The sequence below is a fragment of the Pantoea sp. RIT-PI-b genome, from assembly GCF_001187905.1.
GTDB classification, from domain to species: domain Bacteria; phylum Pseudomonadota; class Gammaproteobacteria; order Enterobacterales; family Enterobacteriaceae; genus Pantoea; species Pantoea nemavictus.
The window spans coordinates 111,053-135,170 of sequence record NZ_LGIS01000026.1 but is presented as its reverse complement, the minus strand read 5'-3'; the positions used below and the strand labels follow the sequence as shown (position 1 = coordinate 135,170).

Genomic DNA, 24,118 nt, shown 5'->3' with positions numbered 1-24,118 from the left:
CTCTAATTTAACTACCCTAAATACTTCACGCTGCAGGTGCGTTGGCTGCGTGTGCTCGCCCCTGTCACTGACTTCAGTAAGCTCCTGGGGACTCACCCACTTGCCGCCTTCCTGCAGCTCGAAGTATTTACGGTAGAGTTGGAATTTGTTTTTTTAAGGTATTGGAGTAAGACGTCATTGGCACAGCGCGTTAAAGCGCTGTGCTGGGGGTAAAACAAGGGTTATTTAGCGTATGGCGCGAACCAGCCAAGACCGGCTTCGGTGCGGCCGCGCGGGATATATTCACATCCCACCCAACCGTCGTAGCCCACCTCATCCAGCAGATTGAACAGATAGGTGTAGTTAATCTCGCCTTCATCCGGTTCGTGACGATGCGGTGCCGAGGCGATCTGGATATGACGATACCGCCCGGCATATTCGCGAATCAGATGGGTCAGATTGCCGTCCACCAGCTGCGCATGAAACAGATCGAGCTGGGTAAAGACGTTCGGACGATCGATGCGCGCCATCATCGCCAGCGTTTGATACTGGCTGGAGTAGAGGTAGTTCGGCTTGGTGACGGGGTTCAGCGCTTCCAGCAACAGGCGAATACCGTGCGGCGCGAAACGTTCCGCGGCGTAATGCATGTTCTGCACAAAAGTGGTTTCATAAGCGGCGCGATCGGCACCGTTTGGCACCGTTGCCGCCATGATATGCACCTGCTGACAATTCAGCACCAGCGCATACTCCAGCGCCCGATCGATATCGGCGCGCGCCTCATCTTCACGTCCTGGAATCGCCGAAACGCCCCATTCGCCCGCCTGCACATTGCCTGCCGCGGTGTTGAACAGCACCAGCTCCAGCTGATGTTTCTCCAGCTCGGCTTTAATCACCTCGGCGGGAAAGTCATACGGGAACAGGAATTCGACGGCGCGAAAGCCGGCGTTTGCCGCGGCGGCAAAGCGTTCGATAAACGGCAGTTCGCCGAATTGGGTCGATAAGTTGGCTGCAAACTTAGGCATCAGTAGTTCCTCAATTCCGCCACTTCGCTATCGGTCAGATAACGAATCGGGCGGTCGCCGAGCGTAAACATCAAACGCGCGGTCTCTTCCAGTTCTTCAGTGTTATTAGCGGCTTCGCGCAAGGATTTTCCCACCACCACCGGGCCGTGATTGGCCAGCAGGAAAGCGTTATAGCGCGACGCCAGGTTGGCCAAATCGTCCGCTAGCCGCTGATCGCCGGGTTTGTAATACGGCACCACCGGTACATCACCGACACGCATTACCACGTACGGCGTGAAAGGACGAATGCAGTTTTCGCTGTCGAGATCGCTCAGGCAGGAGAGCGCCGTCAAATAGTGGCTGTGCAGATGCACCACCGCTTTGCAGTTTGGATTGTTGAGATAGAGTGCGCGATGAAATGCCACCTCTTTCGAGGGCTTGTCGCCGGAAAGCCATTCGCCCTGTAGTGTCACTTTCGACAGGCGATCGGCCTGCAGCTCGCCGAGGCAGGAGCCGGTAGGCGTAGCTAACAGATGGCCATCCTCCAGCAGCAGCGACAGGTTACCTGCCGAACCGGTGGCGTAACCGCGCTGGAAGAAGGACGCGCCGAGCTGGACCATCTCTTCGCGTGCTTGTTGTTCGGTCATCATGAAAACTCCGTTTGTGCGCGGGCAAAGAACTGTTCGTCGCCAAAGTTGCCTGATTTCAGCGCCAGCGACAGCGGCTGCTGGATGTCACGCACCCACGGCACGCCCGGTGAAATCATCGGTCCAATATGGAACGCGGTGACGCCCAGGCTTTGCGCTACCACGCCCGAGGTTTCGCCGCCGGCGACGATGAAGCGCTGCCAGCCGCGCGCTTTGAGTTCGCGCGTGACGGCGGCAAACAGCTGCTCAACCGCTTCACTGCTGCGTGCCGCACCGTACTGCTGCTGAATAGCCTGTAGTTGCTGCGCATCGGCAGTGGCAAACAGCAACGGTGCCAGATCGGGCTGATGATGGGCGGCAACCCAATCGCATAGCTCCTGCGCATAGCCAGCAACATCGTCGAGGCAGCGTTCAACCCGCACTTCGTGCGATGGCGCGTGCTGGCGATAGGCCTCTACCTGACGGTTGGTCATCTGCGAGCAGGATCCAGAAATCACCACCGCGCGCTCGCCCTGTGGACGACCAGCCTGTTCGGCATCGCGGTTCTGCTGCTGCGTCGCCCAGGCGCGGGCAATCCCAATTGCCAGTCCTGAACCACCGGTCACCAGACGCATCTCTTTCAGCGCCTCGCCCTGCGTCAGCAGATGCTGCTCGTGCAACGCGTCCAGCACCACATAGTTGATGCCCTGCGCTTTCAGCGCATCGAGCTGCGCACGCACCGCATCGGCACCTTGATCCAGCTGTGCTGCATTGATTACCGCTGCCTGACCTTTGGCCTGATGCGTCATCAGGCGCACCAGATTACTGTCGGTCATTGGCGTCACCGGATGATGGCGCATGCCCGATTCGGACAGCAGCTGGTCGGCAACAAACAGATAGCCCTGATACACCGTACGACCGTTGACCGGCAGCGACGGCGAGATCACCGTTTGCGTTTCGCCTAGCGCCTGCAACAGCGCATCGGTCACCGGACCGATGTTGCCATGCTCGGTGCTGTCGAAAGTGGAGCAATATTTGAAGTAGAAGCGATCGCAGCCCTGCTGTTGCAGCCACTGCAGCGCCGCCAGCGACTGGTCGATGGCCTGCTGGGCCGGGCACGAGCGCGACTTCAGGCTGATAACAATCGCCTGCGCGCTTAATTCATCGTGACCTTCTGGTACGCCGTTGAACTGAATGGTCGGCAGACCGTTCTGTACCAGGAAGCTGGCAATGTCGGTGGCGCCAGTAAAGTCGTCCGCGATTACGCCTAAACGCATGATTACTGCTCCTTCGCCTGCGGCAGCGTAATGCCGCTGAAAATTTTGATTACCGCGCTGTCATCTTCACGACCGTGACCGGCATTGCTGGCTTCGGTAAACATGTTGAGCGCGGTGGACGCCAGCGGCAGCGGGAAGTGCAGCGACTTGGCGGTATCCGCCACCAGGTTGAGATCTTTGACGAAGATATCGACTGCAGATTTCGGCGAGTAATCGCCATCGACCACGTGACGCATGCGGTTTTCAAACATCCATGAGTTACCGGCGGCGTTGGTCACCACGTCGTACATGGTGTCGAGCGGAATACCGGCACGCGCGGCCAGCGCCATCGCTTCGGCGCCCACGGCAATGTGCACACCCGCCAGCAGCTGGTGAATGATTTTGACGGTGGAGCCCAGACCGATTTCGCTGCCCACGCGATAGACTTTCGCCGCCACCGCATCCAGCACCGGCTTGAGCAGCGCAAAAGCCTCATCGCTGCCGGACGCCATCACGGTCATCTCGCCAACCGCCGCTTTGGCCGCGCCACCGGAAACGGGCGCATCCAGCATCAGCAGCTGATGCTGAGCCAGCAGCTGTTCTATCGCCTGCGCATCCTGTGAAGAGATGGTGGACGACACCATCACCACCGTGCCCGGCTTGAGCTGCGCCGCCACACCGTTTTCACCGAACAGAATGGCCTTCACCTGCGCGGCGTTAACCACCAGCAGCAGCACCGCATCCAGTTCTGCAGCAAAGCTGGCAGCGGAGGTCTGTGCATCACGTGCACCGGCCTGACGCAGGGTTTCCAGCGCCTGCGGATTCAGATCAACTCCCCAGGTATTCAATCCTGCACGGATACAAGACTGCGCGGCACCCATGCCCATAGAACCTAAACCAATCACGCCGATGTTATTCACGGTTGCTGACACAGCAAACCTCCATTGTTAATTTAAGTGATAATTTGTTCATTGGTGTTAAGTCTGCCGCAGATACTGGGCAATAAACGTGCGTGGCATCACAAAAATTAACTTAGATGCGTAATGATTAACATCAATTCACAGTGCCGCCCTGACGCGAAATTCCCTGGCAGACCGGCTTTCTTGTTAGATTTCGGCAACATAAATTGTGCTGCGGGCTGTGAATCGATGATCTACAATGTGAAAAAATGATAATTCAGGGAGAGCATGGTGATTCCGGTTGAACGTCATCAACAAATTCTAACGCTGGTTGCTGAACGCGGCGTGGTGAGTATTGCCGAGCTGACTGAGCGGTTGGGCGTATCGCATATGACGATTCGTCGCGATGTGCAGAAGCTGGAAGAGCAAGGCGCGGTACTGTCGGTATCGGGCGGTGTGCGTTCGGCCGATCGGCTGGCGGCAGAACCGTCGCATCTGGCGAAAACCAACATGTACAGCGGCGAGAAGATGGCGATTGGTCAGTACGCTGCGCGTCATATTCCACGCAACAGCTGCATTTATCTGGACGCCGGCACCACCACGTTAGCGCTGGCGCGTGAACTGGTTGAGCGTGACGATCTGCTGGTGGTGACCAATGATTTCGTGATTGCGCGGCTGCTGATGGAGAGTAGCGACTGCAAGCTGATCCACACGGGCGGCACGGTATGTCGTGAGAACCGTTCCAGCGTGGGTGAAGCGGCGGCGCGCAGTTTGCGTCAGTTGGCGATTGATATCGCCTTTATTTCCGCTTCCTGTTGGGGCCCACGCGGGCTGTATACGCCGGATGAGGATAAAGTGCCGGTGAAGCAGGCGGCGAGCGATGTTAGCAGTAAGCGCGTGTTGCTGAGCGACAGCTCAAAGTACAACAAGATAGCTACGCATCTGGCGTTGCCGCTGGAGCGATTTGATATCCTGGTTACGGATGCGGAATTGAGTAAAACTGGACGCGAAGCGTTAAGTGCGGGGAGTTGGGAATTGGTGATTGCGGGATGAGTTTTTTAAATTGTGCTCGCTGTCCCCTCCTCGGTCCTCCCCCATTGATGGGGGAGGAAGATGCTGCTACATGCGAGTTAGGAGTGGCATGTGGCAGCGTCTCCTTCCCCCGCTTGCGGGGGAAGGCCGGGATGGGGGACAGCGACTTCAATCAAATCACACTTCTTCGCTGAACTGCGGTACTGGATTGCGGAACGTACGGGTGACAAACGCCAGGTAGATAATACCAATCGCCGCCCACACCAGGCCGAGCACCATCGAGGTCTCTTCCAGGTTAATCCACAACGCACCGACTGTCAGGGCGCCCATCACCGGCAGCACCAGATAGTTGAGGTGATCTTTCAGCGTCTTATTACGCTTCTCACGGATCCAGAACTGGGCAATCACCGACAGGTTCACAAAGGTGAACGCGACCAGCGCACCGAAGTTAATCAGCGCGGTTGCCGTGACCAGGTCGAAGTTGATCGCCATCAGCGCCACGGCACCCACCAGCAGCACGTTCAGTGACGGCGTGCGGTATTTCGGATGCACGAAACCAAAGAAACGCTGCGGGAACACGCCATCGCGGCCCATCACGTACATCAGACGTGAAACACCGGCGTGTGCGGCCATACCGGAAGCCAGCACCGTCACCACCGAGAAGATCAGAATGCCAATCTGCAGCGCTTTACCCGCTACGAACAGCATGATTTCTGGCTGTGAAGAGTCCGGATTCTGGAAGCGCGAGATGTCCGGGAAGTACAGCTGCAGGAAGTAAGAGACACCAATAAAGATCACACCACCAATCAGCGCGGTGAGGAAAATCGCGCGTGGGATGGTGCGTTCTGCATCTTTGGTCTCTTCCGACAGCGAACTGATGCCGTCAAAGCCGAGGAACGAGAAGCACAGAATGGTCGCGCCGGTAATCATCGGCACCACATGCGCATTCTCAGACCAGAACGGCTTGCTGCTGGTTAACGTCCCTTCGCCAACACCGTGCGCCACACCGTAAACCACCATGCCGGTAATCACCACCATCACCACCACTTGCAGCACGACGATCACGCTGTTGAAGTTGGCAACGGTTTTGATTCCACGCAGGTTGGAGATGGTCATAAAGGCCACCAGCAGCACCACGAAAATCCACGACGGAATGCCCGGCACCAGCGTTTCAAAGTAGCTTTTCGCCAGCAGGATGTTGATCATCGGCATGAACAGGTAGTCCAGCAGTGATGACCAGCCAACCATAAAGCCGACGTGCGGACTGATTGCCTTCTGAGCATAGGTGTAAGCGGAGCCCGCAGATGGGAAGCGGCGTACCAGCTTGCCGTAGCTCACGGCAGTAAACAGAATCGCTATCAGGGCGAAAGCATAAGCGGTGGCGACGTGGCCGTCGGTCAATCCAGACACGATACCGAAGGTATCAAACAGGGTCATTGGCTGCATATACGCCAGGCCCATCATGACAACCGGGATCAAGGTCAGGGATTTTTTCAGGTGTGCACGCTGAGGTGCGGCAGAGGTGTTAAGCGACATTGTTCAGGCCCCCGCAAGCGACAACCGCGATCGGCTGAGCTACCGGGATACTGCGCAATTTGCTGCAGTGAGAAGTGATATAAGTGTTTACGATTGTCGCGGCGCCGTAGTCATCACGGAAGCGAGAACCAGCCTGAGCTGGTGCAATGTTAAACAGTCCCATCTTTGTTTTCCTCAAATCTCACGCTCAAGCGTGTTTGTCGGTATCTATCTATCCGGATGCGTGTCCGGCCTCGTTTAAATTTCAGTGAGTACATCATGCAAAAAAATAACCGACGCGGTTAACGTCGGTTAGTTCTCATTTTGCAGGGCGCGTATTTTGCCCCAACTTATGCCATCGGCACAAGACGTTAGATCAATTCTTCTTAGGCTCAGGCGTTCTTCAACATCCAGTCGATTTCCGTCGAGGTGATCAGCCGCTCAAACTGCATTAACTCGTACTGTTTGCAGCTGTGCCACACCCCGCTAAATCGCTCGCCCAATAGCTTCTGTAGCGGATAGCTATTCTCGAATTCATACAGCGCATCGCTCTGGCGAATCGGCAATGCGAGCCCTTCAGCTTCGTGTCCGTTGCCCTGCACCGCAGGCGGTAAAGGGAGCTGATTATCCAGACCGTGCAATATTCCGGCAAGAATTGTTGACACCACCAGATAGGGATTTGCATCCGCACCGGCCACGCGATACTCGATGCGGTGGTTATCGGCATCGCCGCAAGGCACGCGCAGGGCAACCGTACGGTTGTTATGTCCCCACGATGCCTGCAGCGGCACGTAGGCTTCCGGCAGGAAGCGGCGATAGGCGTTAACGTTGGGGGCCAGTAGCGCCATCGAGGCCGGCATCAGATCGATCATGCCCGCCAGCGCGCGTTTCATCAGTGGAGAATCGCTGCCGTCATCGAGGGCGAAGGCATTGTGGTCGGCGGCATCCAGCATGCTGATGTGCACATGCATGCCGCTGCCCGCGTACTCTTCATACGGCTTAGCCATAAAAGTGGCGGTCATACCGTGATTTTCTGCCACCTGACGCACCAGCCGTTTCAGCTGGATGGCATGGTCGCACGCCTTCAGCACGTCGCGCGCGTGATGCAGATTGATCTCGAACTGACCAGGCGACGCTTCCGCCAGCGCGCCATCCGCCGGAATGCCCTGCTGTTTGGCTAGACGATCGATATCACGCAGCACGTCGGCAAAATGGTCAAGATTATCGACCGAGTAAACCTGGCTCTGCATATTGCGATCGTCGCTGCCCGGCGAGCACGGCGGCTGGATAAACCCCTCCGCATCGCGCTTTTTATCCACCAGATAGAACTCCAGCTCTACCGCTACCACCGGGAATAATCCGCGATTGCGCAGCTGTTGCCACAACCGGTTGAGGACATTACGGGGTTCAACGTCAAAGGGAGTGCCATCTTGGTTACACATAGTCAGCAGCAGCTGGGCGATGTGTGTGGGATCGGCGGCAGAGGGAATTAAGGTTCCGGGAACCGGAATGCAGAGGTGGTCGGGTTCGCCCAGTGACTGTCCAAGTCCGGCTTCTTCGACGGTGTTGCCGAGAATATCCATGGCGAAAACCGAGGCCGGGAAGTAACACCCTTTTTCCAGTTTAGCCAGCGCTGAGACGGGAATGCGTTTACCGCGAAATACCCCATTTAAATCATTAAGAAGAATATCGACATACTGCGTTTCAGGATGGCGTTCCAGCCAGGTTTTGACCTCCAGCTGGAACGCGCTTGTTCGTTTCTCTTCACTGTGTCGCGTGAAGTCTTCTACTTCTACGAGGTTCGTCATGATCCCACCCGCCCTTTACCGTTTAGAATTGGTGCGCGCAATGCTCAAAATAACAGCCACTCCTCTAACATAGCGCTAACGCAAAAAGTGTGCAAATGTAACAATTGTGCTGGAGGAATGAACGACTGATTGCTAGATTGACAAAATATTGCACACTTTTAACGCCAGCCGTGTCTTTTCGGCGAAAATATTGAACAGCAGCGTGGAGACGTTATGGGCATTATTTTTGACAAGCCTTTGATTGGCGTAGTGATGTGCCAGAACGATATCGGCAGCCATGTTAGTCAAACGGTTCACAATAAATATCTCGACGCTGTCGTACTCGCCGGTGGCGTACCGCTGCCCTTGCCGCATCAGCTAATGCAGGCGCCTCATCTATTAGAAAACAGTATGACCGTGCTGGATGGTATTTTGCTGACCGGCAGCCCAAGTAACATTGAACCCTGGCACTATGGCGAAGACGGCAAAGAGGCGCATGCCGATCCGGCGCGCGATCGCCTTGCCTTCGGCGTGATCACACATGCGGCTGGTAAAAAGATGCCGATGTTTGGCATTTGTCGTGGCCTGCAGGAGCTGGTGGTCGCCAACGGCGGCGCGTTGCATCGTCAGTTACATATGACGCATCTTTTTCAGGAACACCGGGAAGACGACGCGCTCTCGCTGGATGAGCAATATGCGCCGGTGCATGAAGTGCAGCCAGAAGCCGACGGCATGCTGAGCCAGCTGCTCGGCAGCACCGATCCCTTCGCCGTCAATTCGTTACACGGCCAGGGCATTCGTGAAACCGGTCCGCAGCTGCGCGTGGAAGCGCGTGCGCCCGACGGACTGATTGAAGCCGTTAGCCTGCCAAAACACCCTTTCGCCCTCGCGGTGCAATGGCATCCAGAATGGCATTCTGAGCGCGATCCGGTTTCGCGCCGTTTATTTGAGGCCTTTATCCACGCCGCTGCCGGTTATCACAAGGAAAAACAGCCATGAATGATGCCACTCTGGCCCCCGGACGGCGCTTATCGCAGATCCGGCAAGAGTTGGGATTGTCTCAGCGTCGCGTCGCTGAATTGTCAGGTTTAACGCACAGCGCGATTAGCACCATCGAACAGGACAAAGTGAGTCCGGCGGTGAGCACCTTACAGAAGCTGCTGAAGGTTTACGGGTTATCGCTGTCGGAGTTTTTCTCCGAACCCAAAACCCATGCCACGCCGCGCGTGATTGTGCGCCCGGAAGAGTGCGTGGAGATCGGCAGCCTGGGCGTATCGCTGCTGCTGATAGATAACGGTGCCGCGCGACGCGCGCTGGCGATGCTGCTGGAGCGTTATGAACCCGGCGCCAGTACCGGGGAAAAATTGCGCCATCCCGGCGAGGAGACTGGCACGGTGCTGGAAGGCGAGATCACGCTGGTGGTGAACGGCCAGAGTTATCACTTATACCGCGGTGAAAGCTATGTGATTGACACCGGCCTGCCGCACAGTTTTACCAATACCTCAGATCAGCCGTGTCGCATTGTTAGCGCGCATACGCCCGCCAATTTTTAAGGTTTCGCGCTTAAGGAGGATTGAATGCAACATGTGGGAAGTTATTACGCCGCTACCGCCAACGCTCATGCGCCCTGGCCGGAGCTGCAGGAGTCGGTACAGTGCGATGTCTGCATTATTGGCGGCGGCTTTACCGGGCTTTCATCCGCGCTATTTCTGACCGAAGCCGGTTATGACGTGGTGCTGCTTGAAGCGGCAAAAATCGGCTTTGGTGCCAGCGGCCGCAACGGCGGCCAAGTGGTCAACTCGTATAGCCGCGACGTGGATGTGATTGAGCAGCGCTACGGCAAACAAACTGCACAGATGCTCGGCAGCATGATGTTTGAAGGCGCAGACATTATCCGCGACCGTATCGACCGATACGCCATCGCCTGCGACTATCGTCCCGGCGGCATTTTCGCCGCGCTCAATCAACGGCAAATGGGCCATCTACGCAGCCAGCAATCCAGCTGGGCGCGCTACGGCAATCACGATTTGGAACTGCTGGATGAACGCGGTATTCGTCGCGAAGTGGCGACCGATCGTTATGTCGGTGGCTTACTTGATAAACGTGGTGGACATCTGCATCCGCTTAATCTGGCGCTTGGTGAAGCGGAAGCGATTCGTCGGCATGGCGGGCGCATTTATGAGCAGTCGGCAGCGCTCGAAGTGAAATACGGCGCACCGCATCGGGTGAAAACCGCCAAAGGTGAAGTAAGCGCTACCTTCGTGATTTTTGCCGGCAACGCCTATTTACCGTCACAACTTGAACCGCGCCTGACGCGCAAAAGCATGCCGTGCGGTTCGCAGATCGTCACCACCGAGCCTTTAACGCGTGACCAGGCGCTGGGTTTGTTGCCAAACAATCATTGCGTGGAGGATTGTAATTATCTGCTTGATTACTTCCGCCTCACTGCAGATAACCGGCTGCTGTATGGCGGCGGCGTGGTGTACGGCGCGCGCGAGCCGGATGATATCGAAGCGCTGATTCGTCCCAAGCTGCTGCGTACCTTTCCGCAGCTGCGTGATATCAAAATCAGCCACCGCTGGAGTGGCAATTTCCTGCTCACCTTGTCGCGCATGCCGCAGTTCGGGCAAATCGAGAAGAACGCGTTCTTTATGCAGGGCGACAGCGGCCACGGCGTCACCTGTACCCATCTTTCGGGGAAATTGATTGCTGAGGTTCTGCGCGGGCATGCGGAACGGTTTGATGCGTTCGCGAAGTTGCCGCATCTGCCGTTCCCAGGTGGGCGACGGTTTAAGGTGCCGCTCACGGCGATGGGCGCGGTTTGGTATGCGCTGAGGGATCGGTTGGGGGTTTGACCAGGTCGCCAGGAAGAGCGACCCTTCATCATCGAGTGCGCATTAGTGCGCACCTAAAAGCTTACTCCAGCGGCATTTTCATCGGATCATCATAGTTGTACTCAAACCCCAACTCATTAGCGATCTTCGAGCCATCAATCACCTTCCCGTTAGAACGCTCTGATTCAGCGACAAACGTAGGTGGCTCAAGCCCTAACTGCTTTGACACACTCGGATAAAAACTGTCGCGCGACGGATGTTTCGAAGCACAAAGATTGTAAACGTGCCCGCCCTTTGGCGTTTGCAGCAGCAGCACAATCGCGTCTACCACGTCGTCGAGATGTACCAGATTGACCGCATGGCCGCCGTTTTCCAGTCCGGTTTTGCCCGCCAGAAAACGGCCGGGGTGACGATTTGGCCCGACTAATCCCGCGAGGCGAACAATATCCACGCTGGTGCCCGGTAAATCGTGCAGCCAGTTCTCCAGCTCCACCAGCGTTTTGCCGGCGACGGTTTCCGGCTGCAGCGGGCTGCTCTCTTTCATCACACCCGCGCCACTGCCGTAAACCGACGTTGAGCTGGTGAAAATGATGCGCGGTACTTTATTCGCTAACGCGGTATCCACCACGTTCTGTACCGCCTGCATGTAATCTTCACCGCCTTTGACCGTGCGGCTGGCGGGCAAGGTCACCACCAGCGCATCCACCGCCATCAGCGTCGCTAAATCTTCGGCTTCGCACTCCAGCTCGGGCGTCAGCACCAACTGGAAGGCGGCAATGCCGCAGCGTCGTGCAGCGTCCACGCCATCCGGCGACGTTTTACTGCCGGTTACCTGCCAGCCGCGTGCCGTTAGCGCCATCGCCAGCGGCATACCCAGCCATCCCAGACCTACAATCGCGACCTTTTTCATATCGACTCCTGCTATGGGCTCACACTTCATCTTAGTGCCGGTAGATGTAGCAAACCAGCGCAAACTGTTTCGGGAGATTCCGGAAATTGACAGTTAAAAAAGGGTTGCCAATTGTCATCATCTTCGTTAGGTTAATCAGCACGCAAATGAATACTCATTCAGCAACGGAATTTACTATGACACGCGTTCAGTTCAACCACCATCATCACCATCACCCTGACTAGTCTTTCAGGCGATGTGTGCTGGGAGACGATTAGGATCTTCCAGTGGTGCGAACGCAAAGAGAGCCCCCGGAAGATCATCTTCCGGGGGTTTTTTTATGGGCGAACGCAACCCAACAAGCTCAGACAGGATTGAATAAGAGGATAGGAACCATGTTAGATAACACCCGTATTCGCATAGCTATGCAGAAATCTGGCCGTTTAAGCGATGAATCACGCGAACTGCTGGCCCGCTGCGGTATCAAAATCAACCTTCAGCAGCAGCGTCTGATTGCGTTTGCGGAGAACATGCCCATCGACATCCTGCGCGTGCGTGATGACGATATTCCGGGCCTGGTGATGGATGGCGTGGTGGATCTCGGTATCGTCGGTGAAAACGTACTGGAAGAAGAACTGTTGAACCGTCGTGCCCAAGGTGAAGACCCGCGCTATTTCACGCTGCGTCGTCTGGATTTCGGCGGTTGTCGCCTATCGCTGGCGATGCCGGTGGATGCCGAGTACACCGGTCCGCAGTGCCTGAATAATGCCCGCGTTGCTACCTCTTATCCGCACCTGCTGAAGAAATACCTCGATAAACAAGGCGTCACCTTCAAATCCTGCCTGCTAAACGGTTCTGTCGAAGTCGCGCCACGCGCTGGCCTGGCCGATGCGATTTGTGACCTGGTGTCTACCGGCGCGACGCTGGAAGCCAACGGTCTACGCGAAGTGGAAGTGATCTACCGCTCGAAAGCGGTGCTGATTCAGCGCGACGGCGAACTGCCCGCCGCCAAGCAAGAGCTGATTGATAAAATGATGACGCGTATTCAGGGCGTGATCAAAGCGCGTGAGTCTAAGTACATCATGCTGCATGCGCCAAGCGAGCGTCTGGAAGAAGTGATTGCCCTGCTGCCGGGCGCTGAGCGTCCAACCGTGCTGCCGCTGGCTGGTGACGTGAGCCGCGTGGCGATGCACATGGTGAGCACCGAAACCCTGTTCTGGGAAACCATGGAAAAACTGAAAGCGCTGGGCGCCAGCTCGATCCTCGTACTGCCAATCGAAAAAATGTTGGAGTAACACGATGAGCAACCTGATGACACCGATAGATTGGCAGCAGTGCAGCGCAGAACAGCAGCAAGCGCTACTGATGCGTCCGGCAATTTCGGCTTCAGAAAGCATCAGCCAAATCGTGCGCGACGTGCTGGTGAAAGTAAAAGAAGAAGGCGATACGGCGCTGCGTGAATTCAGTGCGCGCTTCGACAAGGCGCAGGTGGATAATCTGCGCGTCAGCGCTGCAGAGATGCAGGCGGCCAGCGATCGTCTTAGCGACACGCTCAAGCAGGCGATGGCGGTGGCGGTTGGAAATATCGAAACCTTCCATAACGCCCAGATCCTTGCCGAAGTGGATGTGGAAACCCAGCCCGGCGTGCGCTGCCAGCAGATTACCCGACCGGTGAAATCGGTGGGTTTATATATTCCTGGCGGTTCCGCTCCGCTGTTCTCAACCGTATTGATGCTGGCGACGCCTGCGCGCATCGCCGGTTGCGGTCGCGTGGTGTTGTGCTCGCCACCGCCGATTGCCGATGAGATTCTTTACGCCGCGCAGCTGTGCGGTGTGAAAGAGGTGTTTCAGGTTGGCGGTTCACAAGCCATCGCCGCCCTCGCCTTCGGCACCGAAACCGTGCCGAAAGTGGACAAGATTTTTGGCCCGGGCAACGCCTACGTGACTGAAGCGAAACGTCAGGTCAGCCAGCGTTTAGATGGCGCGGCAATTGATATGCCTGCCGGTCCATCCGAAGTGCTGGTGATTGCCGATGAAGGCGCCATGCCAGCGTTCGTGGCATCCGATTTGCTGTCGCAGGCGGAACACGGTCCGGATTCACAGGTGATTCTGTTAACGCCGTCGCTGCAGCTGGCTGAAGACGTGGCGCAAGCGGTTGAGGAACAACTGGCGCAGCTGCCGCGTGCCGCTACCGCGCGCCAGGCGTTAGAGAGCAGCCGTTTGATTGTGCTGCGCGACCTGGAACAGTGCATCGAGATCTCCAACCTGTACGGCCCGGAGCACCTGATTATTCAGACGCGCCAGCCGCGCGATTTGGTCGATAGCATCACCAGCGCCGGTTCGGTATTTCTTGGCGACTGGTCCCCGGAATCGGCGGGCGATTACGCTTCTGGCACCAACCACGTGCTGCCGACCTACGGCTACACCGCGACCTGTTCCAGCCTCGGCCTGGCTGATTTCCAGAAACGCATGACGGTGCAAGAGCTGACGCCGCAAGGCTTCCTCAATCTTGCCGCGACGATTGAAACGCTGGCCGCCGCCGAGCAGCTGGAAGCCCACAAAAATGCCGTTACCCTGCGTGTTGCCGCGCTGAAGGAGCAAGCATGAGCCTGAATATTGAAGAATTAGCGCGCGCTAACGTGCGTGCACTGACGCCGTATCAATCGGCGCGTCGTCTGGGTGGCAATGGTGATGTGTGGCTGAACGCCAACGAATTCCCGCTGCCGGTGCCGTTTGAGCTGTCGCAGCAGACGCTGAATCGCTATCCGGAATGCCAGCCGAAGATTGTGATTGAGCGCTACGCCGCCTACGCCGGTTTAACGCCGGAACAGGTTCTGGTGAGCCGCGGCGCGGATGAAGGCATCGAACTGCTAATGCGCGCCTTCTGCGAGCCGGGCAAAGATGCGATTCTGTTCTGCCCGCCAACCTACGGCATGTACAGCGTCAGCGCCGAAACCATCGGCATTGAATATCGCACCGTGGCCGCGCTCGACGACTGGCAGCTGAATCTGCCGGCGATTGCCGAGCAGCTCGACGGCGTAAAAGTTGTCTATATGTGCAGCCCGAACAATCCCACCGGCAACCTGATCAGTCAGGATGACATCCGCGAGCTGCTGGCGATGACCGCCGGTAAAGCGCTGGTGGTGGCTGATGAAGCCTATATCGAGTTCTGCCCGGAAGCGACGCTGGCGGGCTGGCTGCAGGATTATCCGCATCTGGTGATTCTGCGCACGCTGTCCAAAGCCTTTGCGCTGGCCGGATTGCGCTGCGGTTTCACCCTGGCGAATAAGCCGGTGATCGACCTGCTGATGAAGGTGATTGCGCCCTATCCACTCGCCACGCCAGTCGCCGATGTGGCCGGGCAAGCGCTGAGCGATCAAGGCATTACGCTGATGCGCCAGCATGTCGCCGAGCTGAACGCCAATCGCAGCTGGCTGTTTGAGCAGTTGCCACAGATTAAGGTGGTGCAGCAGGTGTTCCCAAGCGAAACCAACTACATTCTGGCGCGCTTCACTGATTCACCAAAAGTGTTTAAAACGCTGTGGGATCAAGGCATTATTCTGCGCGACCAAAATAAAAACCCCGGCCTTGCGGGATGCCTGCGCATCTCCATCGGCACCCGTAAAGAGTGCGAGCGCCTGATCGCCGCGCTGCAAGCCTTATCAGTGGAGCAAGCATGAGTCAGAAGATCCTTTTTATCGACCGCGACGGCACCATCATCTCTGAGCCACCAACTGATTATCAGGTGGATCGTATGGAGAAGCTGGCGTTTGAGAAGAACGCCATTCCAGCGCTGCTGGCGTTGCAGGAAGCCGGTTATCAGCTAGTGATGATCACTAATCAGGATGGCCTCGGCACCGATAGCTTCCCGCAGGCTGATTTTGATGGTCCGCACAACCTGATGATGCAGATCCTCAGCTCGCAAGGCGTGAACTTCAGCGACATCCTGATCTGCCCGCACATGCCGGAAGATAACTGCGATTGCCGCAAGCCGAAAACCAAAATGGTGGAAGCCTGGCTGGCCGCTGGCGCGCTGGATACCGCCAACAGCTATGTGATTGGCGATCGTCTCACCGACATTCAGCTGGCGCAGAACATGGGCATTCAGGGCCTGCGCTATGGCGCGGAAGGCGAAGATTGGGATGCAATTCAGGCGCGCCTCACCAAACGTGACCGCTACGCGCTGGTGCAGCGCAACACCAAAGAGACGCAGATTAAAGTCGAAGTGTGGCTGGACCGCGAAGGCGGCAGCAAAATCAATACCGGCGTCGGCTTCTTTGACCACATGCTCGATCAGATTGCGGTGCATGGCGGCTTCCGCATGAACATCGATGTAAAAGGCGATCTCTACATCGACGATCACCACACCGTGGAAGATACCGGTTTAGCACTTGGCGAAGCCTTGCTGAAAGCGCTGGGCGACAAACGTGGCATCGGCCGTTTTGGCTTCGTGCTGCCAATGGATGAGTGTCTGGCACGCTGCGCGCTGGATATCTCCGGCCGCCCGCACATCGAATTCAAAGCCGAGTTCAGCTATCAGCGCGTCGGCGATCTCAGCACCGAGATGGTTGAGCACTTCTTCAGCTCGCTCTCCTACGCCATGATGAGCACGCTGCACCTGAAAACCAAAGGCCGCAACGATCACCATCGTGTGGAAAGCCTGTTCAAAGCCTTTGGCCGCACGCTGCGCCAGGCGATTCGCGTGGAAGGCAACACCTTGCCGAGCTCGAAAGGAGTGCTGTGATGAACGTGGTGATCCTCGATACCGGCTGCGCCAACCTGTCGTCGGTGAAGTGGGCAATTGAGCGCCTCGGCTACACGCCGCAGGTCAGCCGCGATCCCGACGTGGTATTGCATGCCGACAAGCTGTTGCTGCCGGGCGTGGGTACCGCGCAGGCGGCGATGAATCAGCTGCAGGAGCGCGATCTGATTGATCTAATCAAAGCCTGTACCCAGCCGGTGCTCGGCATCTGCCTCGGTATGCAGCTGCTCGGTCGCGGCAGCGATGAGAACGGTGGCGTCACTACACTGGGCCTGGTTGATGAGCCGGTCACGCTGATGGACACGCAGGATTTACCGCTGCCGCACATGGGCTGGAACCAGATCACCGCCAAAGCCGGTCACCATCTGTTCCGCGATATTCCCGATGGCAGCTACTTCTACTTCGTGCACAGCTACGCCATGCCGGTGAATGCCGCCACCATCGCCCAATGCGATTACGGCCATCCGTTCACCGCCGCCCTGCAGAAAGATAACTTCTTCGGCGTGCAGTTCCACCCCGAGCGTTCAGGCAAAGCCGGCGCACAGCTGCTGAAAAATTTCCTGGAGATGTAATGATTATCCCCGCATTAGATTTAATCGACGGCAAAGTGGTGCGCCTGCATCAGGGCGATTACGGCCAGCAGCGCGATTACGGTAGCGATCCGCTGCCGCGCTTACAGGATTACGAACGCCAGGGCGCCGAAGTGCTGCATCTGGTGGATTTAACCGGCGCGAAAGATCCGGCCAAACGCCAGATTCCCCTGCTCACCACCTTGCTGCGTGGCGTAAATGTGCCAGTGCAGGTGGGCGGCGGCATCCGCAACCGCGATGACGTAAAGGCGCTGTTGGCAGCTGGCGCTACGCGCGTGGTGGTGGGTTCCACCGCGGTGAAGCAACCGGAAGAGGTGAAGAGCTGGTTTAGCGAGTTTGGCGCGGACGCCATCGTGCTGGCATTAGATGTGCGCATTGATGGCAACAATCGTAAAGACGTGGCGATCAGCGGCTGGCAGGAAGCGGCCGGCGTAACGCTGGAAGAGGTGATTGGCTGGTATCAACCGGTGGGCCTCAAGCATGTGTTGTGCACTGACATTTCGCGCGACGGTACGCTGAGCGGCTCTAACGTTGAACTGTATAAAGAAGTGTCTGCGGCCTTCCCGGACATCGCCTTCCAGTCTTCTGGCGGCATAGGTTCGCTGGATGACATCGCGGCGTTACGCGGCAGCGGCGCGCAGGGCGTGATCGTCGGTCGCGCTTTACTGGAAGATAAATTCACGGTGGCGGAGGCGATTGCATGCTGGCAAAACGGATAATTCCTTGTCTTGATGTACGTGACGGGCAAGTGGTGAAAGGCGTTCAGTTCCGTAACCACGAAATCATCGGCGACATCGTGCCGCTGGCGCAGCGTTATGCGCAGGAAGGCGCGGACGAGCTGGTGTTCTACGATATCACCGCCTCTTCGGATGGCCGCGTAGTGGACAAAAGCTGGGTATCGCGCGTGGCGGAAGTGATCGATATTCCTTTCTGCGTGGCGGGCGGCATCAAAAGTGAAGAGGACGCGGCACGCATTCTGCAGTTCGGTGCCGACAAGATCTCTATCAACTCACCGGCATTGGCCGATCCAACACTGATTACGCGCCTGGCCGATCGCTTTGGCGTGCAGTGCATCGTGGTCGGCATTGATACCTGGTTTGATGAAGCGAGCGGCAAATATCACGTCAATCAGTACACCGGCGACGAAGCGCGCACCAAAGTCACCACATGGGAAACGCTCGACTGGGTGCAGGAAGTGCAGAAGCTTGGTGCGGGTGAAATCGTTCTCAACATGATGAACCAGGATGGCGTACGGAATGGCTATGATCTGGTGCAGCTGAAGAAGGTACGCGATGTCTGCAAAGTGCCGCTGATCGCGTCCGGTGGCGCGGGCACCATGCCGCACTTCCTTGAAGCCTTTGAGCAAGCGAACGTCGATGGCGCGCTGGCCGCTTCAGTGTTTCACAAACAAATTATTAATATCGGTGAGTTGAAAAACTTCCTGATCGACAACGGTGTGGAGATTCGCGCGTGTTAACTGCAGAACAACTGAGCAAGCTGGATTGGGTCAAAACTGCGGGCATGATGCCCGTTATCGTCCAGCACAACGTTTCCGGCGAAGTGCTGATGCACGGTTATATGAACGAGGAAGCGCTGCAAAAAACCCTCAGCGAGGGCAACGTGACTTTCTTCTCACGCACCAAAAACCGCTTGTGGACCAAAGGCGAAACCTCGGGCCACTTCCTGCAAGTGGCGAGCATCACGCCGGATTGCGATAACGACACGCTGCTGGTGCTGGCCAATCCGATTGGCCCAACCTGCCATCTCGGCACCTCAAGCTGCTTCTCGCCGGCTGCGCCCGACTGGACTTTCCTCTACCAGCTGGAGCAACTGCTGGCGTCGCGCAAAACCGCCGATCCGGAGAGCTCGTACACCGCGAAACTCTACGCTAGCGGCACCAAGCGCATTGCACAGAAAGTGGGTGAAGAAGGCGTGGAAACCGCGCTGGCGGCTACGGTTAACGATCGTCACGAGCTGACCAATGAAGCGTCGGACCTGCTTTATCACCTGCTGGTGCTGCTGCAGGATCAGGATCTGGATTTGAGTACCATCATCAATAATCTGCGCGCGCGTCATAAATAACTGATTGTGCAATATGCTGCTCAAAATTGGCTGATGAAGCCAAAATTGAGCAGCATGCTTCTCAAAAAAAGCAAAACAAACTAGAATTGAGCAATATACTGCTCAACTTGGGTTTCCCATGCTCACTCTGCAGATCTACCTGGATGGATGCTGGCATGATGCCGCGGTGCTTGATTTTAAAGCGCCGCTCAAAGGCCGCGACGGCGAAGCCCTGCTTGCATACGACTTCAACTATGCCGTTGAACATTTAGACCGCAACGATATGGCTAGCTGTAGCATCAACTATCCGGTCATGCTGATTGGCAGCCATTTTGCTAAACCCTGGTTTGGTTTTCTTGATGACATCATTCCCGCCGGTGCCAGCAGACGTTACTGGATTACGCAGCTGGGTCTGCAAGGTAAACCTGCGAACGAGCAAGATTACACGCTGTTGAAGGCTGGAACCATCGCGCCTGTGGGCAATCTGAGAATAAAAGAGTCACTGCCGCAACTGCCGCCAGACAGCCGACTGAAAAGCCGGCGTTTTCCCGCCGAATGGGCGATTGAACGGGATACCGACTTTCTTGAGTACGCGCAGCAAATGGGCGCGGCAAGCGGTGGTGCAACGGGCGCAGGCGGTGAAGCACCAAAATTACTGTTGCGTCGTAATAGCAACAGCGAAGTGTGGATCGATACCTGGCAAGATGATCAGCTGAATCAAGACACACCTTATCTGGTCAAATATCCTCGCGGCGCACGCACGCCAATTGATTGCGACATCCTGCGAGCGGAATACCATTTCTATCACGAACTCACCGCGCTTGGGGTTGCAACCATCGATACGCAACACATGTTGCTGTGCGAAGGCGAGCGCTACCCTTCCCTTTGGCTGCCGCGTTTCGATATTGATTTTATCGCCGGTAAAAAAAACCTATACGGGCTGGAATCCGTTTACTCAATTATGCAAAAAGCGCCGGGTAGCTTTCTCAACCATTTTGAGGTTATACGTTGTCTGGTGCGTGTGCTGAAATTGAATAACAAGCAAACAGCAGAAATGGTTATTGAGTGGGTGAAACGCGACATGCTGAATATCGCCTTTGGTAATTCTGATAATCACGGCCGCAATAGCGCCATTCTGAAGAAAATAGGCTGTATGTGGCTGGCGCCTGTTTATGATTTCGCACCGATGAAAGCCGATCCGGAAGGCGTGGTACGCACCACGCAATGGGGATCGCCGTATGAGGAAGGCGGCAATTATCAATGGCATTTTATTGCGCAGCAACTTAATGACTTGGTATCTGAAAGTGTCCTCCTGCAAGAGCTAAGCGTACTAGCAAATAAGTTGAAAGGATTGAAAGCCCGGCTGAAGGCTCGCGGCGTACCGGCTTCGATATTGGAGATGCCCGGCATCGGCTTTAACCACCTGGATGAGCGCATTGCAGGATGGAAATTATGAACAAAAACCTGTCGCCGTTTGAGCGGGAAGCCATGTTATTAGATTTGCTGCAGCAGTTTATAGAAGAGAAATTCACCCAAGGCGTGTTACTCATGCACCTGCGCAAAAAAGTGTTGGGGTTTTCCCAGGATCGCTATGCCGCACTCGCAGGGATTAGCCGCCGCACGTTATCGGATATTGAGCAGGACAAAGAGAGTATTACGTTAAGTACGTTGAATCGGGCATTTAAGCCGCTAGGTTTAAAACTCGGTTTACTGCCACGCCAAACACATATGATGCAGGCACTTCTTACTCAACTCACTCAACACGGAGAAAGCCATGACCACGCATGAAAAACTGCTCGCGCTGCTCGAGCAACATCAGGCGCGCTATCGCGTGATGGAGCATGAAGCGACTGGCAAGTGTGAAGCGGTGGCAGCGATTCGTGGCACCGAAGTGGGGCAAGGCGCGAAGGCGCTGGTGTGTCATGTGAAAGGCAATGGCGTTAAACAGCATGTGCTGGCGGTGCTGCCGGCCGATCAGCAGGCCGATCTCAGCAAAGTGGCAGCTGCGGTTGGCGGCCGACGCGCTTCACTGGCCTCGCCTGCGGAAGTCGATGCGCTCACCGGCTGCGTGTTTGGTGCAATTCCGCCGTTTAGTTTTCATGCGGATTTGCAGCTAGTGGTCGATCCGCTGCTGTTCGAGCGCTATGACGAAATCGCCTTTAATGCTGGCGTGCTGGAGAAATCGGTGGTGCTGAATATTGCGGATTACCAATTGATCTGCGCGGGAAGTTCAAGCGTGGCGCGCATTATTGCGGAGCAATAACACGCGCCTTTGAGATTATGCTTTATGCTGCTTGGGTTGAATAGTGCACAACGCCACGGCGATAGTAAACAGCATTGATGTCGGTGAATAGATCAACACAGAATCGGTCATTCCCATAATGAACAATGCGGCTACCGGCATGGAAATACCCATTAATGCATGACGTTTAAACCAAATGAATAGCGCAGCAGCATAAAACAATATAAATATCGCTACGCCTAAAATACCTTGTAGAGTAGCGATCTCCAAAAATTCGTTATGCATATTATATTTTACGTTGGCATAACCCTCGGCATTGCCTGGGTGAACACGCGCAATATATTCCCTGGCGGTTACCGTACGTACATCTGGTGAAGAAAAACCAAGATGTTGTGGCAAAAAGTGAATTCCGCTGTCCCAAATGGCGACGCGCGCGCCTACCGATGTTGAACTATTGCTACTGTAATCTTCAATGTCACTGATGCCTTGCTTCCAACGTTCGCTAGTCAATCCGGCTAATATAACAAAGAGAATAAGTGCATACAGCCGATTGCGCTTAGGCCTTAAAATTTCCAGCAGACCGTAAAAGCGGCTAATCTGGCAAAGTGTAATGAACATAAAAGCCAATAGTGAAACACGCGTTCCGCTTAAGATAATCAAACTTAATATGATAACTGCAAATGAGGCATCAGCAAAAATCCATTTACGATTTGCGTCTTTAATTGATAACCACAGATAAGTGCAGTAAAGAAACATGACCATATAAGATGAACTTGAGGCGCCATCTGCAGTGAGTTTAATTCGTTTTCCAGTTTGTAAGTATTCATGTATACCAAACAACAACGCAACTGATACTCCAAGCCAAATCATTGCTTTACTGATATAAATGGTATTTTCTGAAATATCATCGTTATACATAGCAATCACAGCAACAACAAAGGCAGCTAACATCAGTCGTTTACCACCCAGCCTGTAATTATTCAGGATGTTATTGGTTGGCGTAGTAAAATTAGCATAATTGTCATTGATATAAACCGCCCAACCAAAACGTAGCGCCCCCATAATGAACAGCGCTGAGAATAACAGAAGTATATATCTATTCATCCGCATGCGGTTAGATGGCGAGGCAAGCGTATAAATAAATAGAAATCCTGAAAGATAAGCAGCAATGTAGAATACTTTTTGCGCGAAACCGTAGGTAAACAAATTAGTGGCAAGCGTGCAGCAAATTAAGATCACAATCGTATTTACCGTTGCTGCCTTTCCTATCATAGGTAAGTTGGGTTTAACTATGTTCAATCGGAGCGTCCTGATCGATGATACTTGTTAGTTTTTCCATGTAATTTTGCTCGTTGAATGCTATCACACTGTCTTTGATGCTCTGCGCATCTGGCAGTACTTCACCCTCAACAATGGATTGTAAAATTGTGGTCAATCGGACCACATCATTGACGGGATAGAGATATCCATTTACGCCCGATGAAATGATTTCGGACGGACCGCTGACGCAATCAGAAGAAATACAAAAAATTCCGCGCGCCATCGCTTCCAGCAAGATCAGCGGAAATCCTTCATGGTTCGAGGTCAATACTAAGGCTGTCACCTGTTTGATATGAGACGCAATATAATCCCATGCATTTTGCTGCCAGCCATGCCAGTGTATGTTGTCTGCGATACCTAACTGCTGCGCATAGGCTTCACATCTCGCGCGATCGTCCCCATCACCCACAATATCCAATAGCCAGTCACCGCGAACGTGCCGTAATGCATCAAACAGATCTTTCAGCTGTTTCTGTTCTTCAAAGTGCACCCGCCCCACAAACAAGAAACGTGCAGTCTGCGGCTGCGGAATCACGATATTAACCATTTGTACCGGGTTAAATATCACATGTACGTGCTCAGGATGGGCACCAAGCTCAATCAGCTGTGACTTAATCGCCTCACTGATTGCAAGATGCTGATCTGCCAACATCAAATAGTGTGGGCGATAGCGTTGCTTCGGTGGAAGGTGCATCCAGGAATAGAGTGTCGCCTTATGGCCGCTGTAGTTAAGCGCTTTGCGGGCTAGCATGCAGGGGACAGTATTGAGCGCAATGATGTGATCGGGCCGATGCTGACGGATGAATTTTGCCAACCGCTGGACGTGGACAAAATTGTATATTTTAGAATTGCCAGTCAAGCGACGGCTTTTTCCCCATACCAGCTCATTCGCCCAGCTATCGGACGTAATCTGGTAGGATGATTCGAAGAGAAACAGTCCAGCATTGAAGTGACTGCCACGGTTAAGTTGATCAATAACCTGTCTGGTCACGTTTTCCATGCCACCGTGACCGCTCAGCGTTTCAGCTACAAAGAGAATTTTACTTGGTGTTAGCGTCATGCTTTGGATCTCATTGCAGTATATCGCTGGTCTTTATAAGCAGAATTAAGGCAGAACTTATTGGAACGGTGGCTTTTCTACCATGATTGCCCTGCTTAAGCAACTCACCGTAATTAAACCAACCTAGATGTAGAATATAGCACAGATTAGCAAGGGATGACGCATAGTACACAATTGCAACAATCTGAAAGTATTGCCTAATTTGATTTGACTGATACCGCGGGTTACTCTGCCAATCTCAACATTACAACAATAGAAGACAGAT

25 protein-coding genes and 1 other annotated feature are annotated in these 24,118 nt (G+C 55.0%); of the genes, 16 read left to right on the top strand and 9 right to left on the bottom strand.

The annotated features are described in order from the left end of the window. Positions 1-221 precede the first annotated feature (221 nt). From AC790_RS16685 to ltnD, 4 genes are read right to left on the bottom strand one after another with little or no spacing between them, the layout of a single operon-like run. Complete coding sequence (locus AC790_RS16685) at positions 222-1,001, bottom strand: HPr family phosphocarrier protein (protein ID WP_049852490.1); 780 nt, start codon at positions 999-1,001, stop codon at positions 222-224. Beyond that, positions 1,001-1,627 (bottom strand): aldolase, encoded by a 627-nt coding sequence (locus AC790_RS16680; RefSeq protein ID WP_007888852.1) that lies wholly within the window; start codon positions 1,625-1,627, stop codon positions 1,001-1,003. Before AC790_RS16680 ends, AC790_RS16685 begins: the two co-directional genes overlap by 1 nt. After that, a complete protein-coding gene (otnK, locus tag AC790_RS16675; protein ID WP_049852489.1) occupies positions 1,627-2,883 on the bottom strand; it encodes a 3-oxo-tetronate kinase in 1,257 nt (418 codons plus the stop codon). Before otnK ends, AC790_RS16680 begins: the two co-directional genes overlap by 1 nt. A gap of 2 nt (positions 2,884-2,885) precedes the next feature. Continuing rightward, the gene (gene ltnD, locus AC790_RS16670) at positions 2,886-3,794 is read right to left on the bottom strand and encodes an L-threonate dehydrogenase (RefSeq protein ID WP_072093438.1); all 909 of its coding nucleotides are present in this window, start codon (positions 3,792-3,794) and stop codon (positions 2,886-2,888) included. A gap of 258 nt (positions 3,795-4,052) precedes the next feature. Here ltnD and ygbI point away from each other — a divergent pair, with 258 nt between their 5' ends. Then, positions 4,053-4,814, top strand: a complete 762-nt coding sequence (gene ygbI, locus AC790_RS16665; protein ID WP_049852586.1) for a DNA-binding transcriptional repressor YgbI — start codon at positions 4,053-4,055, stop codon at positions 4,812-4,814. A 156-nt stretch (positions 4,815-4,970) separates the two neighbouring features. Here the strand turns inward: ygbI and AC790_RS16660 are convergent, their stop codons facing one another. Together AC790_RS16660 and AC790_RS16655 are read right to left on the bottom strand one after the other, a co-directional pair. After that, entirely contained in the window at positions 4,971-6,329 is a 1,359-nt protein-coding gene (locus AC790_RS16660) for an APC family permease (protein WP_007888862.1), read from the bottom strand. 371 nt (positions 6,330-6,700) lie between these two features. After that, positions 6,701-8,116 (bottom strand): glutamine synthetase family protein, encoded by a 1,416-nt coding sequence (locus AC790_RS16655; protein WP_007888864.1) that lies wholly within the window; start codon positions 8,114-8,116, stop codon positions 6,701-6,703. A 213-nt stretch (positions 8,117-8,329) separates the two neighbouring features. Between AC790_RS16655 and puuD the strand changes: the two genes are divergently transcribed. From puuD to AC790_RS16640, 3 genes are read left to right on the top strand one after another with little or no spacing between them, the layout of a single operon-like run. After that, positions 8,330-9,094 carry a gamma-glutamyl-gamma-aminobutyrate hydrolase gene (puuD, locus tag AC790_RS16650; protein WP_049852488.1) on the top strand — a complete coding sequence of 255 codons (765 nt, stop codon included), beginning with the start codon at positions 8,330-8,332 and terminating at the stop codon, positions 9,092-9,094. Continuing rightward, positions 9,091-9,648 carry an HTH-type transcriptional regulator PuuR gene (gene puuR / locus AC790_RS16645; protein ID WP_007888866.1) on the top strand — a complete coding sequence of 186 codons (558 nt, stop codon included), beginning with the start codon at positions 9,091-9,093 and terminating at the stop codon, positions 9,646-9,648. Before puuD ends, puuR begins: the two co-directional genes overlap by 4 nt. Before the next feature lie 24 nt (positions 9,649-9,672). Then, positions 9,673-10,950 carry an FAD-binding oxidoreductase gene (locus AC790_RS16640; protein ID WP_049852487.1) on the top strand — a complete coding sequence of 426 codons (1,278 nt, stop codon included), beginning with the start codon at positions 9,673-9,675 and terminating at the stop codon, positions 10,948-10,950. Between the two features lie 61 nt (positions 10,951-11,011). Here the strand turns inward: AC790_RS16640 and AC790_RS16635 are convergent, their stop codons facing one another. Next, positions 11,012-11,839, bottom strand: coding sequence for an SDR family oxidoreductase (locus tag AC790_RS16635; RefSeq protein WP_049852486.1), 828 nt, complete (start codon positions 11,837-11,839; stop codon positions 11,012-11,014). A 176-nt stretch (positions 11,840-12,015) separates the two neighbouring features. Between AC790_RS16635 and hisL the strand changes: the two genes are divergently transcribed. The 12 genes from hisL (at position 12,016) to AC790_RS16580 (ending at position 21,494) form a co-directional block, all read left to right on the top strand. After that, complete coding sequence (gene hisL / locus AC790_RS24775; RefSeq protein ID WP_100396937.1) at positions 12,016-12,063, top strand: his operon leader peptide; 48 nt, start codon at positions 12,016-12,018, stop codon at positions 12,061-12,063. Then, positions 12,039-12,160 (top strand) — a sequence feature (His leader region). Its footprint overlaps the gene before it by 25 nt. Positions 12,161-12,213: 53 nt before the next feature. Next, entirely contained in the window at positions 12,214-13,113 is a 900-nt protein-coding gene (hisG, locus tag AC790_RS16630) for an ATP phosphoribosyltransferase (RefSeq protein WP_007888873.1), read from the top strand. Between the two features lie 4 nt (positions 13,114-13,117). Further along, positions 13,118-14,425 carry a histidinol dehydrogenase gene (gene hisD / locus AC790_RS16625; RefSeq protein WP_049852485.1) on the top strand — a complete coding sequence of 436 codons (1,308 nt, stop codon included), beginning with the start codon at positions 13,118-13,120 and terminating at the stop codon, positions 14,423-14,425. Beyond that, a complete protein-coding gene (gene hisC / locus AC790_RS16620; RefSeq protein WP_049852484.1) occupies positions 14,422-15,498 on the top strand; it encodes a histidinol-phosphate transaminase in 1,077 nt (358 codons plus the stop codon). The genes hisD and hisC overlap by 4 nt, the downstream gene beginning before the upstream one ends. Continuing rightward, positions 15,495-16,562: a bifunctional histidinol-phosphatase/imidazoleglycerol-phosphate dehydratase HisB gene (gene hisB, locus AC790_RS16615; RefSeq protein WP_049852483.1), complete on the top strand. Its 1,068-nt coding sequence runs from the start codon at positions 15,495-15,497 to the stop codon at positions 16,560-16,562. Before hisC ends, hisB begins: the two co-directional genes overlap by 4 nt. Continuing rightward, positions 16,562-17,152 carry an imidazole glycerol phosphate synthase subunit HisH gene (hisH, locus tag AC790_RS16610; RefSeq protein ID WP_008104825.1) on the top strand — a complete coding sequence of 197 codons (591 nt, stop codon included), beginning with the start codon at positions 16,562-16,564 and terminating at the stop codon, positions 17,150-17,152. Before hisB ends, hisH begins: the two co-directional genes overlap by 1 nt. Further along, positions 17,152-17,889, top strand: coding sequence for a 1-(5-phosphoribosyl)-5-[(5-phosphoribosylamino)methylideneamino]imidazole-4-carboxamide isomerase (gene hisA / locus AC790_RS16605; protein WP_049852482.1), 738 nt, complete (start codon positions 17,152-17,154; stop codon positions 17,887-17,889). The genes hisH and hisA overlap by 1 nt, the downstream gene beginning before the upstream one ends. Further along, positions 17,871-18,647 (top strand): imidazole glycerol phosphate synthase subunit HisF, encoded by a 777-nt coding sequence (hisF, locus tag AC790_RS16600; RefSeq protein WP_007888882.1) that lies wholly within the window; start codon positions 17,871-17,873, stop codon positions 18,645-18,647. The genes hisA and hisF overlap by 19 nt, the downstream gene beginning before the upstream one ends. Beyond that, positions 18,641-19,252, top strand: coding sequence for a bifunctional phosphoribosyl-AMP cyclohydrolase/phosphoribosyl-ATP diphosphatase HisIE (hisIE, locus tag AC790_RS16595; protein WP_049852481.1), 612 nt, complete (start codon positions 18,641-18,643; stop codon positions 19,250-19,252). The genes hisF and hisIE overlap by 7 nt, the downstream gene beginning before the upstream one ends. A gap of 118 nt (positions 19,253-19,370) precedes the next feature. Beyond that, positions 19,371-20,687: a type II toxin-antitoxin system HipA family toxin gene (locus tag AC790_RS16590; protein ID WP_049852480.1), complete on the top strand. Its 1,317-nt coding sequence runs from the start codon at positions 19,371-19,373 to the stop codon at positions 20,685-20,687. Further along, on the top strand, positions 20,684-21,019 hold the full coding sequence (locus AC790_RS16585) for a helix-turn-helix domain-containing protein (protein ID WP_049852479.1): 336 nt from the start codon (positions 20,684-20,686) through the stop codon (positions 21,017-21,019). Before AC790_RS16590 ends, AC790_RS16585 begins: the two co-directional genes overlap by 4 nt. Next, a complete protein-coding gene (locus tag AC790_RS16580) occupies positions 21,006-21,494 on the top strand; it encodes a YbaK/prolyl-tRNA synthetase associated domain-containing protein (RefSeq protein ID WP_049852478.1) in 489 nt (162 codons plus the stop codon). The genes AC790_RS16585 and AC790_RS16580 overlap by 14 nt, the downstream gene beginning before the upstream one ends. Positions 21,495-21,509: 15 nt before the next feature. Here the strand turns inward: AC790_RS16580 and AC790_RS16575 are convergent, their stop codons facing one another. Together AC790_RS16575 and AC790_RS16570 are read right to left on the bottom strand one after the other, a co-directional pair. Further along, the gene (locus AC790_RS16575) at positions 21,510-22,772 is read right to left on the bottom strand and encodes an O-antigen ligase (protein WP_049852477.1); all 1,263 of its coding nucleotides are present in this window, start codon (positions 22,770-22,772) and stop codon (positions 21,510-21,512) included. Beyond that, positions 22,759-23,853, bottom strand: coding sequence for a glycosyltransferase (locus tag AC790_RS16570; protein ID WP_049852476.1), 1,095 nt, complete (start codon positions 23,851-23,853; stop codon positions 22,759-22,761). The genes AC790_RS16575 and AC790_RS16570 overlap by 14 nt, the downstream gene beginning before the upstream one ends. Positions 23,854-24,118: the final 265 nt, after the last annotated feature.